21 protein-coding genes are annotated in these 21,698 nt (G+C 46.1%); 13 read left to right on the forward strand and 8 right to left on the reverse strand.

The genetic code is table 11. The annotated features are described in order from the left end of the window. The first annotated feature begins 123 nt into the window (after nucleotides 1–123). From ACZ5ZC_RS03005 to ACZ5ZC_RS03025, 5 genes are all read left to right on the forward strand, one after another. Complete coding sequence (locus ACZ5ZC_RS03005; RefSeq protein WP_464931755.1) at nucleotides 124–1,971, forward strand: M3 family metallopeptidase; 1,848 nt, start codon at nucleotides 124–126, stop codon at nucleotides 1,969–1,971. 65 nt (nucleotides 1,972–2,036) lie between these two features. After that, nucleotides 2,037–2,573, forward strand: coding sequence for a DUF924 family protein (locus tag ACZ5ZC_RS03010; protein WP_017447028.1), 537 nt, complete (start codon nucleotides 2,037–2,039; stop codon nucleotides 2,571–2,573). 25 nt (nucleotides 2,574–2,598) lie between these two features. Further along, entirely contained in the window at nucleotides 2,599–3,309 is a 711-nt protein-coding gene (locus ACZ5ZC_RS03015; protein ID WP_054866724.1) for an HAD family hydrolase, read from the forward strand. Between the two features lie 99 nt (nucleotides 3,310–3,408). Next, entirely contained in the window at nucleotides 3,409–3,726 is a 318-nt protein-coding gene (locus ACZ5ZC_RS03020; RefSeq protein ID WP_025506254.1) for a DUF4144 domain-containing protein, read from the forward strand. Between the two features lie 138 nt (nucleotides 3,727–3,864). Then, nucleotides 3,865–4,350, forward strand: a complete 486-nt coding sequence (locus tag ACZ5ZC_RS03025) for a VOC family protein (RefSeq protein WP_006740979.1) — start codon at nucleotides 3,865–3,867, stop codon at nucleotides 4,348–4,350. Nucleotides 4,351–4,422: 72 nt separating this feature from the next. Here the strand turns inward: ACZ5ZC_RS03025 and ACZ5ZC_RS03030 are convergent, their stop codons facing one another. After that, nucleotides 4,423–5,337: a LysR family transcriptional regulator gene (locus tag ACZ5ZC_RS03030; protein WP_464931756.1), complete on the reverse strand. Its 915-nt coding sequence runs from the start codon at nucleotides 5,335–5,337 to the stop codon at nucleotides 4,423–4,425. 141 nt (nucleotides 5,338–5,478) lie between these two features. Between ACZ5ZC_RS03030 and ACZ5ZC_RS03035 the strand changes: the two genes are divergently transcribed. The 4 genes from ACZ5ZC_RS03035 (at nucleotide 5,479) to ACZ5ZC_RS03050 (ending at nucleotide 8,931) form a co-directional block, all read left to right on the forward strand. Continuing rightward, the gene (locus ACZ5ZC_RS03035; RefSeq protein ID WP_054866861.1) at nucleotides 5,479–6,786 is read left to right on the forward strand and encodes a DUF1254 domain-containing protein; all 1,308 of its coding nucleotides are present in this window, start codon (nucleotides 5,479–5,481) and stop codon (nucleotides 6,784–6,786) included. Nucleotides 6,787–6,937: 151 nt separating this feature from the next. After that, complete coding sequence (locus ACZ5ZC_RS03040) at nucleotides 6,938–7,780, forward strand: LysR family transcriptional regulator (protein ID WP_464931757.1); 843 nt, start codon at nucleotides 6,938–6,940, stop codon at nucleotides 7,778–7,780. A 154-nt stretch (nucleotides 7,781–7,934) separates the two neighbouring features. After that, entirely contained in the window at nucleotides 7,935–8,360 is a 426-nt protein-coding gene (locus ACZ5ZC_RS03045; protein WP_005391937.1) for a VOC family protein, read from the forward strand. A gap of 58 nt (nucleotides 8,361–8,418) precedes the next feature. Beyond that, nucleotides 8,419–8,931, forward strand: a complete 513-nt coding sequence (locus ACZ5ZC_RS03050) for an O-acetyl-ADP-ribose deacetylase (protein ID WP_005391939.1) — start codon at nucleotides 8,419–8,421, stop codon at nucleotides 8,929–8,931. A gap of 133 nt (nucleotides 8,932–9,064) precedes the next feature. Here ACZ5ZC_RS03050 and ygjK read toward each other — a convergent pair whose 3' ends face one another. The 3 genes from ygjK to ACZ5ZC_RS03065 all read right to left on the reverse strand — a co-directional run bounded on the left by ygjK (nucleotide 9,065) and on the right by ACZ5ZC_RS03065 (nucleotide 14,221). After that, the gene (gene ygjK, locus ACZ5ZC_RS03055) at nucleotides 9,065–11,755 is read right to left on the reverse strand and encodes an alpha-glucosidase (protein ID WP_258693044.1); all 2,691 of its coding nucleotides are present in this window, start codon (nucleotides 11,753–11,755) and stop codon (nucleotides 9,065–9,067) included. A gap of 115 nt (nucleotides 11,756–11,870) precedes the next feature. Then, nucleotides 11,871–12,638, reverse strand: coding sequence for a hypothetical protein (locus ACZ5ZC_RS03060; RefSeq protein WP_020841655.1), 768 nt, complete (start codon nucleotides 12,636–12,638; stop codon nucleotides 11,871–11,873). A 455-nt stretch (nucleotides 12,639–13,093) separates the two neighbouring features. Further along, on the reverse strand, nucleotides 13,094–14,221 hold the full coding sequence (locus tag ACZ5ZC_RS03065) for an MBL fold metallo-hydrolase (protein WP_464931758.1): 1,128 nt from the start codon (nucleotides 14,219–14,221) through the stop codon (nucleotides 13,094–13,096). A gap of 180 nt (nucleotides 14,222–14,401) precedes the next feature. On the opposite strand from ACZ5ZC_RS03065, the gene ACZ5ZC_RS03070 reads away from it, so the two are divergent. Further along, nucleotides 14,402–14,647, forward strand: coding sequence for a Rho-binding antiterminator (locus ACZ5ZC_RS03070; protein ID WP_005460845.1), 246 nt, complete (start codon nucleotides 14,402–14,404; stop codon nucleotides 14,645–14,647). A 96-nt stretch (nucleotides 14,648–14,743) separates the two neighbouring features. On the opposite strand, the gene ACZ5ZC_RS03075 is transcribed toward ACZ5ZC_RS03070, so the two are convergent. The 3 genes from ACZ5ZC_RS03075 to ompW form a co-directional block, all read right to left on the reverse strand. Beyond that, nucleotides 14,744–16,234: an MDR family MFS transporter gene (locus ACZ5ZC_RS03075; protein ID WP_253644219.1), complete on the reverse strand. Its 1,491-nt coding sequence runs from the start codon at nucleotides 16,232–16,234 to the stop codon at nucleotides 14,744–14,746. After that, nucleotides 16,231–17,256 carry an HlyD family secretion protein gene (locus ACZ5ZC_RS03080; RefSeq protein ID WP_054866727.1) on the reverse strand — a complete coding sequence of 342 codons (1,026 nt, stop codon included), beginning with the start codon at nucleotides 17,254–17,256 and terminating at the stop codon, nucleotides 16,231–16,233. Before ACZ5ZC_RS03080 ends, ACZ5ZC_RS03075 begins: the two co-directional genes overlap by 4 nt. A gap of 214 nt (nucleotides 17,257–17,470) precedes the next feature. Further along, nucleotides 17,471–18,112: an outer membrane protein OmpW gene (gene ompW / locus ACZ5ZC_RS03085; RefSeq protein ID WP_054866728.1), complete on the reverse strand. Its 642-nt coding sequence runs from the start codon at nucleotides 18,110–18,112 to the stop codon at nucleotides 17,471–17,473. A gap of 496 nt (nucleotides 18,113–18,608) precedes the next feature. Here ompW and ACZ5ZC_RS03090 point away from each other — a divergent pair, with 496 nt between their 5' ends. From ACZ5ZC_RS03090 to ACZ5ZC_RS03100, 3 genes are read left to right on the forward strand one after another with little or no spacing between them, the layout of a single operon-like run. Next, nucleotides 18,609–19,259 (forward strand): Qnr family pentapeptide repeat protein, encoded by a 651-nt coding sequence (locus ACZ5ZC_RS03090; RefSeq protein WP_005391967.1) that lies wholly within the window; start codon nucleotides 18,609–18,611, stop codon nucleotides 19,257–19,259. Between the two features lie 9 nt (nucleotides 19,260–19,268). Further along, a complete protein-coding gene (locus tag ACZ5ZC_RS03095; RefSeq protein ID WP_054866730.1) occupies nucleotides 19,269–19,580 on the forward strand; it encodes a cupin domain-containing protein in 312 nt (103 codons plus the stop codon). Nucleotides 19,581–19,618: 38 nt separating this feature from the next. Continuing rightward, nucleotides 19,619–20,239: an HAD-IB family hydrolase gene (locus ACZ5ZC_RS03100; protein WP_046875594.1), complete on the forward strand. Its 621-nt coding sequence runs from the start codon at nucleotides 19,619–19,621 to the stop codon at nucleotides 20,237–20,239. 116 nt (nucleotides 20,240–20,355) lie between these two features. Here ACZ5ZC_RS03100 and ACZ5ZC_RS03105 read toward each other — a convergent pair whose 3' ends face one another. Further along, nucleotides 20,356–21,534 (reverse strand): lytic polysaccharide monooxygenase, encoded by a 1,179-nt coding sequence (locus ACZ5ZC_RS03105; RefSeq protein ID WP_464931759.1) that lies wholly within the window; start codon nucleotides 21,532–21,534, stop codon nucleotides 20,356–20,358. Nucleotides 21,535–21,698: the final 164 nt, after the last annotated feature.

Consider the following 21,698-nt stretch of genomic DNA (forward strand, 5'->3'; position numbering starts at 1 on the left):
ATGTAAACAAATAGTAAAATCACGTTTACGCAGTACACTACCAGCAAATTAATTTGTCCCTCCTTTATTATCAACAAGCGTGCAATAATTAGGGGTCTACTCCCAACCATTTGAAGGATCAAAATGACCGCAACGGATTATCTCAACGACCTCAATCAACGTTACCTCGCGATTCACCGCACCAAAGAAGATTTCTTTTGGGAAACTTACATGGGGATCAGCGATGACCATGATGGCTCAACGCAAGCACAAACGGCGTGGACAAGCTTTTTGAGCAACGCCGAGCAAATTACTGCCATCAAACAACAGCTTGAAGCCGCGGACTCAATTACCGCCCCACAAGAGAAACAGCAAACCATTACGGGCCTTTCTGGTTGGCTAGCGATGTTTGAATCTCACGCAATCGAGGGAGAAAAAGCACAAGCGTTGAAAAATCAGCTCATTGCCTTTGAAGCTGAACTATTCGAGAAAAAACAGAACCACGTACAAACGTTTACCGATGAAAACGGCAAGCAAGTGGAAGGTTCACTGCCAGTATTGAGCTCAACCATTCGCACCAGCAATCATGAAGAAGTTCGCCAATCGGCTCATCAAGCGTTGCTGAACCTTGAACAATGGCTACTGCAAAACGGCTTTATAGAACTGATCAAACTGCGCAACCAGTTCGCTCGCTCACTGGGTTATGCGACCTTCTTTGATTACTCCGTGCAAAAAACGGAAAAGATGAGCTCTGAGCAGCTATTCGAGATTTTGGAAGATTTCGAACAACGCACGCGAGATGCGCACCTAAATAGCTTAGAAAACTTGGCGAAAGAGAAAGGCGCAAGCGCACTAACAGGCTACAACTTTGTTTACTCGTTCGCGGGTGACGTCATGCGTGACCTTGACCCATACGTGCCGTTCTCTAAATCTCTGAGACGCTGGGTAGAATCGTTTGGTCGTCTAAATATTGATTACTCTGGCGCGACGCTAACGCTGGATTTGTTAGACCGAAAAGGTAAGTACCCGAACGGGTTCTGCCATGGCCCTATCCCTTCTTTCTACAATCAAGGCGAATGGGTCGCAGCACAGGTGAACTTCACCAGCAATGCCAAACCAGACCAAGTGGGCAGCGGCTACGATGGCATAAACACACTGTTCCACGAAGGTGGCCACGCAGCACACTTTGCGAACGTAAAAATGAACGCGCCTTGTTTTTCGCAGGAGTTTGCGCCGACGTCGATGGCTTATGCAGAAACTCAGTCGATGTTCTGTGACAGCCTGTTAACCGATGCCGATTGGCTAAAACAGTACGCACTGGATGATGAAGGGAATTCGGTTCCTGATGAGACAATTCAAGCGATGATCAACAGTCGTCAGCCATTCAAAGCTTATGAAGAACGTAGCATCTTGGTTGTGCCTTACTTTGAGCGCGCGTTATATCAACTGAGCGATGATGAGTTAACGCCAGAGCGTATCACTAAGCTGGCTCGCGATTGTGAAAAACAGATCCTTGGTTTGGAATGCAGCCCTCGCCCACTGATGGCGATTCCACATTTGCTATCCGATGAAGCGGCTTGCGCGTATCAAGGTTATCTACTCGCGCACATGGCGGTGTATCAGACCCGCGCATACTTCCTTGAGAAGTTTGGCTACCTGACGGATAACCCAGAAATTGGCCCACTGCTGGCAAAACACTACTGGCACGCAGGCAATCACTTGTCGCACAACGAAACCATTTTCAGCCTGACTGGTGAAGGCTTTAACGCCAAGTACCTTGCAGACGTGTGTAACCTATCCCCAGAACAGGCGTGGGAAGTGCAGCAGAAGAAAATCGACTCACTTGCGACGCGAAAGCGAGCACCAGTCGCTTCACTGGACGCGACGATTAAAGTCGTCGACGGCAGTAAAGAACTGGCAAGCAACGCCATCTCTGACGAACAAATGTGTGACGATTTTGAACGTTACATCGTAGAGACTTACGGTCGATAACACGCCAAGAGCCAGAAGCCACGCTTCTGGCTTTTTACTATTAAGGCACAACAAAAGGAAGCGCTATGCATCAACAAATCATCAAGTTCTGGTTCGAAGAGCTAACGCCTCAAAACTGGTTTGAAAACAACCCAGAGCTGGACAAACATATTGCGTCACGATTTGCCTCGGTACTCGAACAAGCCGCTCGTTGTGAACTGTTTAATTGGCGTGACAGCGCACAAGGACGATTGGCCGAAATCATCGTCCTCGACCAGTTTTCACGTAATGTGTATCGCAACACCCCAAAAGCGTTTGCGCAAGACCCGCTCGCATTAGCATTGGTTCAAGAAGCAATTCGGTTAGGACACGATCAAGAATTAGCGCCTGAGCAGCTAAGCTTTTTGTACATGCCGTTTATGCACAGTGAATCTCGCCTCATTCATGTCGAAGCTGAGAAATTGTTTCGCGCATCAGGGCTTGAAAATAACTACGATTTTGAGCTAAAACACAAAGCCATCATCGACCAATTTGGACGTTACCCACATCGCAACGCCATCTTGGGTAGAGAAAGCACACCTGAAGAGTTAGCATTTTTGCAGCAACCCGGCTCCAGCTTTTAACCATCAATAACAACGAGAACGTTGAATGAAATTAGACGCCATATTGTGGGATTACGATGGGACACTCGTAAACTCTGTACCGAAAAACATCGACATCACCAAAGCGATCTTATCCATCGTTGTCCCGCATTTAACTGGCAATAATTTACCGAAATATCTCCATTCAGAAGCCAACTATCACTACGCAAACCACGCGGCGAAAAACTGGCAAGAGCTGTACGTGGATTACTACGGCATGTCCCATGATGAAATGCTAAAAGCTGGCGGTTTATGGGCAGAGCATCAAGAGAAAAACCAAACACCAGTAACCCTGTTTGAAGGCATTGATGGCGTCATTAAAGAGTTTGTGCAGCTGCCTCACGGCATTTGTTCTCAAAACTCACAAAGCAATATTCGTCGAGTGCTGTCCGACAACGGCATCAGCGCGCCGTTTAAATCCATCGTCGGGTATGATGACGTCTCGAATGGGCACCAAAAGCCCGATGCGTACAGTGGCATCAAATGCGTTGAGTCGATTTTTGGTCACGCAGAAAATCGACAGCTGATGTACATCGGTGACCATGAAGCCGACACGCAATTCGCACGCAACATCGAACAGCAGTTGGGTGGCCAAAGTAAGGTGATTGCCGTTGCAGCAGCGTACAGTGGCGCGATGCCAGAGCATTGGAGCGTGCAACCAGATTACGTGGCAAGAACGGTTGACGAGCTGTTTTCGATTATTGCTCAACACACGTAATTTTTGACTGCGGTTTAAGGCCAACACCTTGAATGCTGCCAGCACTCACTTTGCCCTTTCAGACATTGAAACAATTTTAGCCACTACACCGGAGGCCCCATGGTTACATGGCCATGTTTATTGAAACTCGATGGCGACGATGAACTTATCTATTTGCGTTCTCATGCCGATCTTGATTCCGAATGCGAAGCGCTCATTTTGGGGCCAGATGATTACGTAATTGACTCAAATGGCAACACGTTCGGGTTGCAATACAACGATTCGAACACCACCGTTTTACAACCGGAAGAACGCACTCTGTCCGTCGAGGAAGTTACGTCACTCATCCAGTCGCATGAGTTTAGTCTCGCACAAAGATGCATCATCAAAATTCACTTCACCTCGGTACAGCAAGCTGTTGAGGCATTAGCCAATTAGCTCGAACCCCGCTCATGATGATTACACAAAATTATTATTTTTATAATTTATGATAATTTCATGTAATTAAAACCGCGCCATATACTCTCCCACATCGAAACAAAACAACGTTTAAGCACACATGTTGGGAGCAAACAAATGAAAATGAATCATGTCGGTATTATGGTCGGAGATATGGATAAAGCGGTTGAGTTTTACACACAAGCGCTTGGTCTAAAAGTCGTTATGGGTAACACGAAAGTGATTGAAGAACGCGAAACCGCAATTGGCAGAATGTGTATTGCGGTCTTTGGTGAGGGCTTTAAAGGCTTCAACATTGCGCATCTAGTGACAAGCGATGGCATCGGACTTGAGTTATTTGAAATGAAAGAGCGTCAAGAACGCCATGAAGTGGATTTTTCTCGCATCGGTATCTTCCATTTCTGTTTGCAGACGGACGACTTTGAAGGTGCAATCAAGCGCACTGAAGCGTTTGGTGGCAAAGTGCGTATGGACATCATGCGTTACCACCCAGAAGACGATAACAAACCTGCGAAAATGGTTTATCTAGAAGACCCATTCGGCAACCTGTTCGAGCTTTACTCGCACACTTATGAAGAAACTTACGCTTCTGAATACGAGTAATTACATCAAGCAACACAACCGGGATCAATGCGTTATCGAACCCGGTTGTTCAAACCGTTTCACCAACTATTGTTACGACTCAATGCCTAACGACTTCATCAACGATTCAACGGTATTGTTAACCCACAATATCAACGGATCATTGCGGCGCTTTACGCTGTAAACGTAACCGAAGTTACCCTCTAATTTCGGCAGCGCGTTATCAAATTCGATAAAAGAAAAACGCTTATCTAACTGATTGATCAAGTGACGCGAGCAAGGAAACAGCACATCGCTATCCGCAACCAAATTCAAAATGGTGTTGATGTGCGTGGTACGCAGTTGAATTCTTGGGACAACTGAAAAAGGCTGTAATAAGCGCGAGATGTGATCTTCTTTTTCATTCCAATGTTGGATGATGTGAACCGCGTACGCGTACTCTGAAATGTCATCCAAATACATGCGTTTGCCACCATGCGGATGCGTCGCGCGGCAGGCCAGAGCAAAGTCGTCCCGCCCTCCTTTTTTCTGAACCAGATGCTTCGGCAATTCCATAGGGAAATAGTTGATACCAAAAGCGATTTCACCCGCATCGATTTTGTCTGGCGTGGTTTCCGTCCAGTCTTCGATCACCAAGTTCATAAACGGCGCTTCTTTGGCTAGCAGCTGAGTAAACGCGGCAGAAAACCATTGCGCAATGGACGAGTTGATCGCAACACGCAGAACACCGCTTTCGGTCGCGGGATCAAAACTATGAGAAACATTCACTAGCTTGTCGATGTCGTTGATGATCCCAGAAAGCTGCGCTTTGATCTCTTCGGCTTTCGGCGTGAGCTCCATATTGGTGCCCTTGCGCACTAAAATGTCGTCGTTAAACAAATCCCGAATTTTACGCAAGCTTCGGCTCACAGCAGGCTGGCTGGTGCACAAACGCTCCGCAGCCGTTGTGGTGTTGCGTGTTTCAAGAATCACCGCAAGCACCTTGAGCAAATTGTAATCAAAGTTCATCAACGTTATCTCTTTAACTTTCCTCAAAGCATATCACTTTTGATATAGACTAAATACCCACAATTCATTTCTGTAATAAACGGGTGAACGACTAAGCTTAGCTGGAAACATATCCTCACAAACAAATGGATGAAACCAGCCATGAAACAAAAATTACTCGTTACTCTATTGGGATTATCAGCGCTAGGAGCCAGCTCTGTATTTGCGGCTAACACCAATGTTGATCTTGCAGAAGATGCTTATATCTACGGCTACTCTATCGATGAAGCGTACAAGTTTTTCTATCACACGGCGGTAGAAAACAACTATCCACTGAACCGCTTTCAGAATATTCGTGCTCTAGCTGATGACTCTTACACCGCTCACCCAACCATTAATAACGATACGCTTCACCTTATGGGCTGGTTAGATGTTGCTGCAGAACCTGTCATTGTGAGCGTGCCTGATATGGATGAAGGCCGTTACTGGATCTTGCACACAATGGACATGGGCCACTACACCAACGCAGCGTTCAGTTCTCGTACTCGCGGCACAAAAGGCGGCCAGTTCATGTTTGCAGCACAAGATTGGCAAGGTGAAGTGCCAGCGTCTGTCGACGAAGTGGTTCGCGTAGACAGCAATCTTGTGAAGCTGATGGGTCGCATCATGGCAGTGAATGACGAAGACGCAAAAGTCGCGCTTAACTACATGGACCAATGGAACATTCGTACCCTATCGGAATATTTAGGTAAGAACGGGCCACAACCAGTACAAAGAACGTATCCAGATCCAAAAAATTCAACATGGCTTGAACGCGTGAACTTCGTGCTATGTGATGGCTCGATGGGCAATGCAGACAAACAGTGGTTGGACAAATACCAATCTATCGGCGTTGAACCATGCAAAACTGACTTAACACCTGAGCAGCTAAAACTGGCAAAAGTTGGTGAGAAGAAAGGCATGGAACACCTCGTCGAACTTGCACCTAAAATGACAGATGCTCGTACGTTGCTTGGTACACGCGATACCTTGGGTGATGCGCCACGCGATATTTTTGCAGAAGGTACTTACCTTGGTCAGTGGGGTTTACCACCTATCGAAGCGTCTTACCGTAAATCAGATTTCGACAGCACTGGTCAAAAACTGGATGGTTCGAAGCATGATTACGTGATGCGCTTTAAAGCGCCGAACGTCAGCGAATTCTGGTCTGTTACTATTTACGGCAACGACAACCGTTTGATGGCGAAAAACGACCTAAACCGTCACAGCCGTGGCGACCGAACCATGAAAGCGGACAAAGACGGTTACTACACCATTTACATGAGTGCGAACGAGAAAGGCCGTGCAGACGATCCAAACTTCTTGCCAGTACCTGAAAAACCGTTCTACGCCATCATGCGTTTCTACGGCGCTGACGATGCAATCCAAAGTGGTGAGTATCAAATGCCTGAGATCAAAGTAGTTAAATAATTCGTTTTAACGAACCACTGCTCTGTCGCCTCCTTAGCTCGTAAGTACGTTAAGGAGGCTTATTTCAAGGTGGGTGTCTAGGGCGAACATCAAGCCCAAAAATCAAAGAGACGCCCACTGAATCTAGTGATTATTTTTATTTAGGTATCGTATGGATTTTAATTTAATCCAAACCTTTTTAATTGTTGCTGAATATCAATCTTACTCTCGCGCCGCAGAGCACCTAGGGCTAACTCAGCCAGCGATTAGCGCATCCATGAAGCGTTTGGAAAAAGAAACCAACAAATCGTTATTTGTGAAGGATGGGCGACAAATCAAACTCACTTCAGTAGCGCATCAGTTACTACCTAAATTTCATCAGGCGTTTGCGATGATCAATGATGCCATTTCCGATCAAAGCACTTTCCGCCTGAGCTGTAACGAAGCGCTGCTCCACCGCATCACACCAACCAACACGATCAGCATTTGCGCCGATACGGATTTACCTTCGTTATTGAACGATCTACGACTTAAACAGATCGATTTGATTATTAGCCCAACGACCATTCATGACCCATCATTTATCAGTGAGTCAATTTTTGAAGAGCCAATGGTGGTGATTTGTCGTCAAGATCACCCACGTATCGCAGGAAAAATCGAACAAGGACAGTTTTATTCTGAAAAGCACTGTCGGTTTGTCGGAGACGAAGACTTCCCAGTTAGCAACACCGAAATTCACCAGCCAGGGCTGCAAGAGCGTGATGTGGAAATGATGACAACATCGCTCTCTGGCATGATGCTTTATGTGGCGAAACACGATTGCTTAGGCGTGCTTCCCCTGTCTTTGGCGCAGAAATGGCAATCGGCTTTGAATCTGCAAGTCATTCAAACTCCAATGTTTTCCGAGCCAGTCAGCTATAAGCTGATTTTCCATAAACGAGATGAATCCAGCACTTCCCATCAATGTTTGCGAGCTTGGGCGCGTGACCAATTTGCTACAGGCCTAAACGCCTGACTCGGTCGCACATCAAGGCATTTCGCCAAAAACTCTTTCTCTCTTCTTAAACGCACTCTTTATGACTAAATGCGCATATGTTAAAAATGGCTTAACGATCAATATGGACGTTCAGGTCGTATACTTTTCCATAACCGCACAAAAGGAGTGAAGCATGCCCACCAACAACCCAATCGCAATCCAAGCCCTTGATCATGTCGTGTTAAGAACGTGCAACCTCGACGCCATGTTGCATTTCTATCGAGATATTTTGGGCTGCCCTGTCGAGCGCGAAGTAATGGAGCTTGGTTTAACCCAGCTCAGGGCTGGTAACGCATTGATTGATGTGGTGACGGTGGACAGCGAGTTAGGGCAACTTGGCGGAAAGCCACCAGTTCAAAATGGTCGTAATATTGACCATTTTTGCCTGCAACTAGCGCCTTTTTCCGAAAATGAAATACTGGAATATCTGCGTTCGAACGGCATTGAAACCGAAGAGTTTGCGAAGCGGTATGGCGCACAAGGGTTCGGTAGATCACTCTATATACATGATCCGGAAGGAAATGTCGTCGAGTTAAAACCTCAAGTCATTGATGAGTAAGCTACACTTAACTGTGTTACTGACCATTTGTTTCTCATCATTGTAGAAGGCTCAAAAAATGAACGCGATCTCGTTAGTCCAAGGCGACATCACCACCGCACATGTCGATGCCATCGTGAATGCAGCAAACCCGAGAATGCTCGGCGGAGGTGGCGTCGATGGTGCCATTCATCGCGCAGCTGGGCCTGCGCTTATCAATGCGTGTTATGCCGTTGATGATGTCGACGGTATTCGATGCCCGTTTGGTGACGCACGCATTACTGAGGCTGGCAATTTAAACGCGCGTTACGTCATTCATGCCGTTGGCCCGATTTACGATAAATTCGCCGATCCAAAAGCGGTGTTGGAATCTGCATATCAACGTTCGCTGGATCTCGCGCTCGCCAACCACTGCCAAAGTGTGGCGCTGCCTGCGATTTCTTGCGGAGTGTATGGTTACCCACCTCAAGAAGCAGCAGAAGTCGCGATGGCCGTTTGTCAAAGACCGGAATACGCGGCACTCGACATGCGCTTTTACTTGTTTAGTGAAGAGATGCTTTCGATATGGCAACACGCCCTGACCCAGCACTAAAATCTTTGTGACAAGAGACATAAAAAAACCGGACTGCCAATACAGTCCGGTTTGTCTTATTTGTCACTGAATTATCGTTCGTTAAGCGCTACGAATGCTAGGGGGGTCATCCAAAGCGCCTAATGTGTGCGATCTAGTTTTTGAAGAATCCGTTGTACATCATGTACAAATGCGCCGCAGACCAAGAGAAGTTCGACGCACCTTGTACCGCGCCCGTCTCTGGGTTGTAGTTTTCACGGATTGGCATGTCACCCGTCATTCCTTCTGCGTTGTTAAACAACTCATTCGCCATTGCAATCGCTTCTTCTTTGTAGCCGTAGTTTTCCATCGCACGGAAGCCAAAGTACACTTGGTCTAGCCATACACGACCACGCCAGTACACATCTTTACCGTAAGCAGGGTTGGTTTGCGATGCCGTCGGCAAAGGCACACCCGTTCCTTGGAATTTATCTGGCGTGTTGAACTCGTCTTGATCACGCATTACCGCGATCACTTTATCGGCATGCTCTTGCGTTGCTGCACCATTAAACAGCGGCGACCAACCTTCAGGGCCACGTCCACGCTCTACAATCGGCAAACCCGCACAGCCATTTGCAAGAGGCGCAGGAGTAGTGCCATCTTCAGCCACATTCAAGTGAATGTCGTAGAAGAATCCTGTGCTTTCATCAAACATACATTGGTTAATGTAAGTCTTGATTTTTTCTGCGCCATTAAGGAATTCTTGCGCTCGATCTTTACCTTCTACGCCATCAGACACCAACTTCGCCATTTCCGCTAAGTATTTGTTGTCTGAGTACATGTAAGAGGCTTGATCCACCGATTCTTGCAACATAGAGAAGCCAAGCAGCTCGCCGTCCGCAGCATTATTGTTGGTGCGATTTTCTGCAAAACGAACTTCCCAATCTTTCTTCGCAAGATCGAGTTTCGCTAAGTTTTCCGCTGACGTATTGCTGTACACCCACTCTTCGCCTTCCAGCTTGATGCTGTTATCAAAGCCGTACGCACTTGCCGCGTAGCGACCAAGTTGATCCACATTTTTGTCTGGATTGCTGATGTCTTCAGCTTGCGAATTCATGTTGTGGATGTTGTAGATAAAGCCAAAACGAGCCGCGTTATCCATGCCCGATTCCCAGCCCGCCGCTTCTTGTGCGCCGACGTGAATCGTCATGTAATCCACTTCATCAAGAATCTTATTGTAAGACGCCATGCCTTTTACTTTATAAGAATTGCCGTTTTGCTCGATGATGTCTTCTGCCGGAATAATGGTCGTGAAGTTAGGATCGCGCGTTTCTACCCAAACGTACATCACGCCTTCTTCCGTGTTGTGTGCTGGGTCCACTGCCGCGCCGTATTCAGGCACACCATTTTGGTTGTGGTCGCGGTTTGATAGCCACCAATCGTGGTATGCCACCAACTTCGGATACATTTCATCAATGAATTTTTGCGCGTCTTCTGGGCGATCAAACTGGTTCACGAGAGCGTGATACACCTCCATCACAGACCATGCCGCCAACGATGGTTTCGTATTGCGTTCGTTCCAGTTTTCAGAGCCAGCACCACCACGACTAACAGGTTTGGTGTACGTCAACACATCCAGCAAGTAGCCTTTGTCTTGCGGACGAATCTTGTCATCAGCTTGAACTTGTTCTTGGAATACCGTGCGAATGTTGTCCATCGCAACATCTGGGTTGAAATGCGCCATCGCGTACGCTTGTTTCCACGAATCCCACGGCCACGTTAAGTTACCAGAGAACCAACGCGCAGTGACCGATGGTGTGACTGTCGCTTGTTCAATGTCGCCCGCCGCAGAGCGCCAGTTACCGTTTAGGGTCTCCATCGCTTTTACCGCTACGCGAGCTTGGTCTGCTGTCGCTTCTTTGTTGATAAGACCATTCGCTAAATAGCCGTCCCAACGCGCTTTCGACGCTTCCATGTATTGAGTTGGATTCGCCAATACATCTTGCAATTTCAACGATTCTGACTGCACTTCTTTCGCATTATGCAGGTTAGAATACGCCGTATAAACCGCCGATGTTTGCTCAGCTGGTAGGCTCATCTCCGCGGTAGAACTGAATGAGGTTTCGTTGGTGAACGTCTTCGTCGGTAGAGAACGAGTAATGCGGAACTCGGCATCGCGATCATTACGGATCGCCCAGTTGTCTTTCATCTCGCTAAAGTTAATTTTAATGCCGTTCTCGATGGTCGAAATCTGGCGCTTGTAATCTGGGTAGTACTGCGCCACGGTTTGGTCTTTTCGCGTCGACAGCGCGTATTTCACCAACTCGCCGTCCCACTCCAACGCCAAGTTCATATCACGATCAGTTTTGTTAGTGATGAGCGTTTCTACCAACGAAGAACGGTCAGTTACGAAGCGCAGCACCATTTGCACGTGAATATCCTCCAAGTCCAACACCTGCACTAACGCACCTGGAATGGAATAGACTTTCGCTTCTGCGTTCGATAAGTCGTAAGTTTGGCCACTCACTTTGTCGGTCAACGTGAGCTTGTCGAACGTTTGGCCAGACATAAAATGCGCGTACTCTTGCGTCACTTGCATAATACCGCCGAAAGCGCCATAACCCGCCGCATCTTCAGGTAGCAAATGGCCATGCCACGCGCCGTTGTCCGTGAGTGCGTTGTACTTCAGGTTCGAATAACTGTCGTAATCACGCAGGTAAGTTGGATTACCAGTACGATCAATCACGTTAGTAAATTCTGAAGTTGGCGCCTGTGGCAAACGGATTTCAGTTTTATCATTGGAACCACATCCAACAAGCGAAATAGTAGCCCCGATCAGAATGGCAAGTGTGCTCTTTTTAAACATACTTTTTCCCTATTATTTACGTTATTTTTATATTCTCATTTATATAAATGAGTATTTTTAGTGTGCAGAAGCCCGGCTCGCACTAAATAAGCACAAGCTTCCGATAATTATTCTTTTATTTTTCTTTAGCGATAGTGATGGCTTTTAATAAATCGCCATTAATATTCGGAATTGTGTCAGCCAAAAATATCTGATTACCAGGTGTGAAAGTGAGTAAAACGTTTTTTAGTCGTTGACTGTTTTCGCTGGTTTTATTTTGAACATCAAACTCAATTAGTTTGTTGTACACTTCATTTGCCAGTTTTTCTTCTTGTTCTTCGGTAATCGCAATACGTCCAACACAAATTGGAGGTCGAATATCGTGGCTAAACACTTCTTCACGAAAGCGCTGTGCAAATAGCGTGTCTAAATTTGAACCTTCTTCAAAAATAAAGCGGCCTGTATCTTTAAATTGATAGTGTTTATCCCCTTTCAGTTCAATGTAATCCATCATTTCTAGTGCACGTAAATAGAGCGCAACGGAAGTATCACTTAGCTGGTATCTCCGAGCGATCTCTTCTAAAGACCACTCAGGTCGACGCAAAAGATAAAGAAAATCAAATAAGTGAGGATATTGATGAAAAATCTCACTGTTGGTGTCGGTGATAAACTGTTCACTCTCTTGCTGCAGCTGCTTACCTCGCATGGATAACTCAACCAAATCCGTATCTAGGTGCGTGGCGTACAACAAGATTTTATCTAAACCAAGAGACGTATTGTGAAGCTGTCTTTTTATAGTAGAAAGCGGGATTCCAAGTCCAATAGAAAGCTCAGAATATCCAATGCCTTTTTCTTTTATTTTTTCTCGTAAAGCAGCAAGTAAATACGTTGCAGAATTATTCATCTAACAATGCCTGTATTTTATTTATTCAGCATCCATGATGATAAATTCAAGAGAGTCCTACTCTTGTGATTTTGGTCTCAATATTCTATCTTGTTGGCGTAAAACATGTCTTATCCATTAGATTTTTTACTTTTCTTTAACTGGATACATTTTACCCATCCAGAACAAGTTATAGCCTTTGCTCTATGGGCTTATCAAGATAATAGTCAGTATAATTGTTTTGAAGAGTAAAATTAAGATGGCAAAGATTTTTACTAAAACTTTTCTGATAAGAGCGCAAATTTTCAGATGAAAAGTATCAAAAAATGACACCAATTGATTTATAAAAGCGTGAGATCACAATTGGCAAGTGAACCTATGGAAATTTTGAATTTCAATGACCAGTAAAAACCTTGTTATATTCTGAAAATAACAAGGTTAATTTATAAAATAATTATTGAAGTAAGATCATATTATTAAGTCAAAATTATATCTGGCTCACATATTTCTTTTTCTCGCCACCATTGTTTATTTATATGTTCTTGATGAACGTAAAAACTCTCCCCCGGCATTGGCGTCAGCAGCGTTATATGTTCTTTTTGACAATGGGTAAGCAAATCTGAAATCGGTTCGTCCCAGCGGTGAGTAAACAGTTCGTATGTAGCCCAATGTACTGGCAACAGTTTTTTCGCATTTAAATCGCGAAACGCTTGCACGGTATGATGAGCCTGCATGTGCCCCCAGTTTTCGACCGGATAACCTTGGTCTTTCACATCGGCAGCCACTTCCAAACAGGCAATGTCGATTGGCCCACATCGCTGTGCGATCTCAGAAAAGTGCGAATCGTAAGCTGAATCGCCACTAAAATAGAGCGTCTCTTCTTTGCCTTTGATGACCCAAGAAGCCCACAAGGTCGAGTTTTTATCGAAATAAGTACGACCCGAATTATGGTTAGCGGGCGTACAAATCAGTTCGATTCCGGCATAGTGCACGCTATCCCACCAATCGAATTCCACGATGTTGTCTGCGCAAACGCCCCACTTTATCAGATGCTTGCCAACCCCTAAGGGTACATAAAACGTCACGGGTTTATCGGCGTAGAAACGTATGGTCGACGCTTCTAAATGGTCGTAATGATCGTGCGAAATCACGATAATTTCAGGAATCGGCAAACAATCTCTGGCGTGAGTATTGGGAATATTGCGTTCAAACCACGCTTTTGCGATGAACGGAGAAGCGTAATCAAATACCGGATCGGTCAGAATTCGAATGCCATCGACCTCCACCAGCATAGTGGAATGGCCCAGCCAAGTAAGGCGCATCGATTCACTTCGCTGCTCAAACTGCGTAGGTTGAATTGGGGAATGTGGCAGATGTTCGTTAGGACTCAACGGCGTTCTACCACCAAGATAACTCCAACACACCTGCCAGAATGATTGCGGACTAGGGACATTTGGCATCTCGTTTTTAACGCGGCCGTTTTCAAATTGAGGCGAGTGGTAAACACGGTGCGCCAACTGCGCATGGTAGGTTTGAGGCGGAATCAGTGAACTTGGCTTTTGTTCACTCGTTAGGTATGTGCGCTTAAGTATCGTCTCAGACATATCGTTATTTTGTCTCACTTGTGAACGCTCAACAGTAGGTTTATTAAAACGTGCGTGTATGTCTATTTCGTGACCAAAATGAGGTGTAAGATGAAGATTCAGTTTCAATCAAACGTCTTCTATTTAAGGAAGCGGTTCTCAAACCTTCTGAATACTGCGTCGGTTTGAAAGGAGAAAACTATGGTGACTTGCAGCCAATACGATTTTATTGAAATCGCCTGTATGTTTAAGCTCCCTATCGAGATCACGCTAAAAAATGGTGAAACTCATCAGGGCAACGCGTTCGACACAGGCTACGACATGCAGCGACAAGAGTGCTTGTTTTTAGATATGGATGGTGAGCACACCGCTTTCCCGACTGAACAATTAGTCGCAATGCGCGCGCTCAAAGCCAATCCGCATTTTGACGAAGTGACGTTTGAGTAAACGTTCTTCTTTCACTGACGCCGTCCAATAAAAAACGCCTCTCAAGCTGACACAACTTGAGAGGCGTTCTCTTACACCGTTCACCTGAACTTGTTGTTATTCACGCGACCTGATGAAAACCAGCATCGGCATCATGATCACGAACATCACTCCCACAAGCTGGAAGGTGTGCACAAACGCGACCATTTGCGATTGCTGCTGCAACATCTGTTGGTATTGGTCTAACGCAACCGGATCGGTAATAGAAAGCCCCTGATTGGCCGCCCAGTCATGCAAGTTAGGATTATAAGGATTAATACCCTCTCCCAGCGCATGCCATTGCTGCTGACTATCACGATATTGGAACGTGGTGGCGATAGAGATACCAAACGAACTACCAATAGTACGGAACAGATTGTAAATACTTGCCGCCGCGACAGATTGCTCTTTCGGAATCGTTAAATACGCCAAGGTGGATAGCGTCGAGAAGGTTAAACCAAGCCCCATGCCCTGAATCATACTCGGCATCACAATCCAAAATGTATCGATCTGCAGTGAGTATTGCGTCATCAAATAACTACCAATCCCGATGCAGCTCAAGCCAAAGACTATTTTGATTCTGGGATCGAATTGCGGATTGAGCTTAATCACCAAAATCAACATCGCCGCTGACGCCAACCCACGCGGTGCCATTAATAAGCCAGTGGTTGAGACCGGATAATCCAGCAAACTTTCCAACAACATCGGTTGTTGAGTCGTCAGACCAAACATCGCCATCGACACCACGGCAATCATCAACGACGAGACCATAAGATTTCGGTCTTTAAGCAGCCATAATGGCGCTATTGGGCTTTTGGTTTTCCAACTACGATAGATCCACATCACCAATCCCATGAATGCGAGCAATATCGCCGTCTGGATCATGCGTGAGTTGAGCCAGTCTTCTTCGTTACCTTTATCCAACACAAACTGCAACGCGCCCACACCTAACGCCATGTAACCGATGATCCACCAGTCAAAGTTAGGTTTGGATTTGTTGTCGATATGGATATAGCGATAAATCAAAGAGGTACAGATCAAACCGAATGGCAAGTTGATGTAAAATATCCAGCGCCAGTTGATGTTGTCGGTGATCACGCCACCCACGACTGGGCCCAAAATAGGACCAAGCAAAATGCCGATGGAGAAAATCGCCATCGCTTTGCCTTTTTGCTCGTACGGATAAATCTGCACTAACGTCGACTGCGCCAATGGAATCACCGACGCGCCGAAAGCGCCTTGGATAATGCGAAATAGCACCATCTCTTCAAGAGACTGTGCTTGCCCACAAAGCGCACTGGCAATCACAAAACCGATCACGGCAACCAGCATGACTTTGCGTTCACCAAAGCGCGACACCCAGAAACTGGTCATCGGAATGAAGATCGCTTCCGCCATGCTGTAACCCGTCAGCACCCAAGTAATTTGGTCTGCCGTTGCGCCCAATGCGCCCATCATGTGCGATAGCGACACGTTCGCAACGGTCATATCGATTAACACCATGATGGCAGAAAGCATCACGGCGACGGTGGCAATCCCCCGTTTGTCTGCCGTAATTTGATGACTCATTGCACGCTACTTTGCAAATCAATTGTGACTTCTGAGCTCGCACCTACGCGAAGTTGCGGCGCATCGGCCGGTACTTCTAATGCCAAACGTACAGGGAAACGCTGTTTGATTTTAACCCAGTTACCCGTTGCGTTTTCTGGTGGCATCAAGGAGAACGATGTACCACTCGCAGGCGACAGCTGTTCTACCGTTGCTTTCCACACCACGTCTGGGTACATATCAATCACCACATCCGCATGCATGCCAGCTTTAATATGAGTAAGATCGGTTTCTTTAAAGTTCGCGCGTACCCAATAGCTGTCTTTTAAAATCACAGGGAACAGCGTTTGACCCACGCTAACGACCGAGCCTACGTGTGTACTGATTTCACCGGCAATGCCATCCACTGGTGAAGTAATGTCGGTGTAACTCAAGTTCAGCTCCGCTTGCGCTAACTGTGCCGCTGCTTGTTGAACGATTGCCGCCTCTGCGCCTTCTTCACCACGGTTCGCAATGGTTTTTTCTACCGTCGCGCGCGCTTGCTCTAGGCTCGCTTGGGCATTGGCAAGTTTATTTTTTGCCGTATCTAAATCTTGGTCCGACGCCAGTTTGCGTTTCACTAGGGAATCCGTACGTTTGTACTCTACTTGCGCTTCTGTCAGGTTAGAGCGCGCCGCATCTAAGCCCGCAACGGCTTCAGTTACCTGCTTATCGGCAACGTCATGTTGCTGGACCGCCAATTGGTATGCCGCTTTTGCCTGCTTCACTGCCAACAGATATGGGCGCGAATCAATCTTCAGCAGTAGGTCACCTTTGTTAACAGATTGGAAGTCTTTGACATCCACAGAAACCACTTGGCCTTTTACTTGAGGGGCTACCGATAAAATTTTTGCCCTAACGTAGGCATCTTCCGTGCTTGGATGACTATCTGAATACTGCCAAGACCAATACATCGCACCAAATGCGATAACACAGAGAGTAAAGAAAAGAGTTTTTACCAGCTTAGATCTGGAGGAAGAATGCTTCGCGATGTCGCCGCTCATTTATATTGTCCACTTGTTCAATTATGTGATCAGTGTAGGACTTTTCGATCTTCCGACAATAAAATGATCTGCAAGGTAAAGATCCAATTTTGCATGTTGCTAAGTGGAGTAAATGATGTGCAATCAAAACGAGGATAAAAAAGAGGGGCAGTCCCCGTAACCGCCCCCAAAGTCATGCCAATAATAGTAATGTGCGTGTAACTACTGGTTTTTCTTAGAACTTGTAACCGCCGCTGATCATAAATACCCAAGGGTTAATTTTGACGTCGGTTTTTTGCTTCACTCCACCCGCTTTATAAGTTGCTTCTGTTTCAATGTTTGCGTACCACGCAGCGGCGTTGAGGAACCATTGATCGTTGATCATGTAGTCCACACCAATATTCGCTGCTAGACCGAATGAATCATCTAATTTCAAATCTGAAAGGTCAGCGCCTTTACCCGTGCTATTGAAATCTTCATCAAAGAATATGGTGTAGTTCAGACCTGCACCAACGTAAGGACGGAACTTACTTTGAGACTCGCCAAAATAGTACTGCACCATTAGCGTTGGTGGTAAATGTTTGGTTTTCGCGATATCACTACCAACCAAATCTGTCGAAATATCGTGGCTGAATGGTGTTGCTGCTAGAAGCTCTAAACTGATGTTGTCTGTAAACATGTAGCCAAATGTCAAACCAAGCTGCGTATTTGAGTCAACTTCTAACTCTTCTTGAGAACTAAGAATCTTATCGCTGCTGTCATTTGGAACAACAGACGCCGCACCAACACGAAGAACGAAGTCACCTTGTTTATGAGCGAAAACACTTGGTGACACGAGTGCAGCAACCACTGCTAGACTGCAGATTGTTTTTTTCATTTTTTATTTCCTTTTATAGGGCTTCGTTATGTCGTACCCAAAGGTGTGCCTGCTGACTGGCCTTAGATTTCAAGTAAACTCAGCGCCTTGAAGCACACGGGCATCTATATTTTTTTGAGCTGCGCGCAATCTAGCACATAGAAACCCTACTATTTTGATGGAAATCAATTTGTGAAAAATATAGGTTTTTTGTATAGAGAAACGCCATACCGATCAACAAATTATGCAAATCGGATACAATTCTGTAATGCAAACTGTGCGTGTGAGAAGCTATGCATGCTCAAAAACACGAATCCTCTCGCTAAGGTCCGTAGCCAGCAAAAACTTTTTTCTTCCTCTACGTCTTCTATTTTCAAAAAATAACCCACTTAAAACGCTCGTTTGACCCCTTAAAATCGCGATTTGAGGGGTTTGTAAAACACTGAAATACAAGAAGTTATTTTTCTGGAAAATCAGTTACTTGGAGTGCTAGTCTGCTCGCAGCTAAGGAGAAGACATGTTAAAAACCGATCTCATTTTTGAACGAGAAAACTTTTCTCACCACGATTTTCAGAATGCCACCTTTAAAAACTGCCACTTTTATATGTGCAGTTTCGACCATGCCGATCTGCGCGATGCTAAGTTCATCGACTGTCGCTTTATCGAATCCAAAGCGCTAGAAGGGTGTAGTTTTCGCTTCGCGAACTTAAAAGATGCCAGCTTTACGAACTGTATGTTGGCGATGAGCCTGTTTAACGGCGCAAATTGTATGGGCTTGGAGCTGCGTAAGTGCGATCTCAAAGGGGCAAACTTCCAAGGTGCGAACTTTGCTAATCGCGTCAGTAACACCATGTTTTTCTGTTCTGCTTTTATTACTGGCTGCAACCTTACCTACTGTAACTTCGAGCGAGTGTTACTAGAAAAATGTGACCTCTTTGAAAACCGTTGGAACGGAGCGAACCTCGCGGGGGCAACTCTTAAAGGCTCGGATTTATCTCGCTGCGAATTCTCGCCAGAACAATGGGGAACCTTTAACGTTGAGCAATGTGATCTGACTCATGTCGAACTAGACGGGCTGGATGTTCGCCGCGTTTCTCTGTTTGGTGTTAAAATTTGTGATTGGCAACAAGAGCAATTGCTTGCGCCTTTTGGACTGATCATTATCTAAGGAAAGGCCATGAACCTGTTTAAAGACTTACCGAATAACCTCGACGAGGAAGTGTTCGAAGACCTGCTGACCCACAAAAACCTGCGTATAGAACGCATTGTCTCAACAGGGCAAACCTCGCCCCAAAGTGGCTGGTACGATCAAGAAGAACATGAATGGGTATTGGTTCTTAAAGGAGCTGGAGAGCTGACTTTTGAATCAGGTGTAGTGAAACGACTTGAGGCAGGCGATCACGTTACGATTCCAGCTCATACCAAACACAAAGTGAGCTGGACTGACCCAACGCAAGAAACCATTTGGTTGGCAGTGTTTTATCAATAAACACAAAACGATCTTAAATCGAAAAATAGGCGCTGAATTTGCTCGATACTACCAAGCCGTCACTGGCACTGTTTGATTTTGATGGCACCATTACCCGAGAGGATATGTTTAGCCTTTTCCTCCACTATTCTGCTTATGGCCTGCGCAAGCGAGTAGGAAAGGTCGCTATCATGCCATTTTATGCGCTGTACAAACTCGGAGTGTTACCCGCTCGTCTTATGCGTCCGCTCAGCAGTTTTATTGCATTTTCAGGGAAAGAAAAGCAGCAAATTGAAGCGATTGGCGCTCAGTTTGCCCATGAAGTGATCCCGCTGTACTTACGGCCAGAAGCGATGGAAAGGTTGGCGTGGCATCAACACAGAGGCGATACCATTGTGGTGGTGTCGGCATCACTCAATGCGTATCTCAAGCCTTGGTGTGAAGCGAACGGTTACCGCTTGCTGTGCAGTGAACTGATCTCAGAACAGCCAAAACTGAGTGGCTTTTACCAGCAAGGTGATTGCAGTTTAGAAAGAAAAGTCTCGCGCGTTAAGGCGGCGTTTTCGCTCGACGAGTTTGAGTCTATTTATGCCTACGGTGATACACACGAAGACATTCCGATGCTCAAACTGGCAGACTATGCGATGCTCAACTGGATCGAGTGGAGAGCAAGCGAATAACGATATGTGCTCTGATTTTCAAGACAACCACTCCACCAAAGTGGTCGTTTTAGACTGAAAAAACAAACCCTTCTCACATGAGAAGGGTTTTATTGATCAGGGCCCGAATAACTGGCTTAACGCCATACCCCCCATTGACCCGTTGTGCCTGGTTCCTCACCAGACGTCCACCACTGGGCAGTCCATTCTTTACCGTTGTGCGTCACCACATCACCTTGGTCGTAAACGGCCGTCTTGTCCCACAAGTTGGTTGGTTCAACTGGTGGCGGTACATCCGCTTTGATCAGTGACAACGCATAACTGAAGTCTGCGCTTGGCGCTAATACTTGGTTCGCATTCACGTTCTTACTATCGAACATGTAGTGGTTCATCTCTTGATGCCAAATGCCTACATACCAATCGCCCGTTTGCTGCGCGTTAAATTGATCCGCAATTTCTGCCGCCCAAGTCGTCGTATTGTTTGCGCTGGTTGGCAGTGAAATATCAACAATTTCATTGCCTGTCGCATTAAACGTACGGAAACGGATGGTGTCACCCGCTTCTACTGGTCCAAAACCTTGCTGAACAAAGTAGCCCAGAGATGTCAGATTATTACCCGGTTCGGTTGGATCAACGGGGTCAGTCGGCGGCGTCGTACCTGTTCCGTTTAACGTAATGTCACTACAGTTGTAGAAACCTTCACCAGCGACATCAATGCGCTGCCAACGAGTATAAAGCACCGCATCGCCCGAGCGCTCAGCTGGGAAAGTCACCTGAATACGGTAGCGTTTTTCCGCATCAACATACACATCACCTGCGGTGTCAATCAGCTCTAAATCACTCCAAGTAAGCGGTTTTGAATCATCATAGGTCGGCTTGGTGAGATAGAATTCCCAGTATGATGGGTTGTGCGGCGCCTTGCCGTAAAACACCAATTCAATCTGGTTATTTGCATCTGGCGTAACATTGGTGCGCTGCCAGTTTGGAGAAGGAATGTTCAAGCCTTTCTTAGCCGCATCTCCAGCAGAACACAGTTCGCCGTCACGGACTACGGCTTTAACATGCTCCATATCTCGGTAATTTGGTACGTTTGCTGCTATTTCACTGCGTTGCACAAACGGGTAAGCACCAGATTCTTCAAAAGCCGCTTTACACGCTTGGTTGGGGATCTCATTGGTCCAAAAACCACCGTCTAAATAACACGTATTCTGACGAGCACTTGGAAATTCTACCCAGCCGTGGGCGTTGACGTTAAATGAGCTCAATGCGGCAACAGCGCTTAAGCTCAAAAGAGGAAGTGTTACATGTGATTTCATCGTTCATCCTTAAATTTGCTGACTCGCCGCTCATGAACACAAGCGGTTTAAGCAAAACTAGCAGGATGAGATTATTTCGAAGGTGAGAATAAAGGTGGAAATTGTAAGAGTGCCATCTGCTTTCCAGCATTTGTTGTGTACTTATCTCATACTCGACTGACTCT

This window comes from Vibrio sp. JCM 18905 (genome assembly GCF_055393305.1).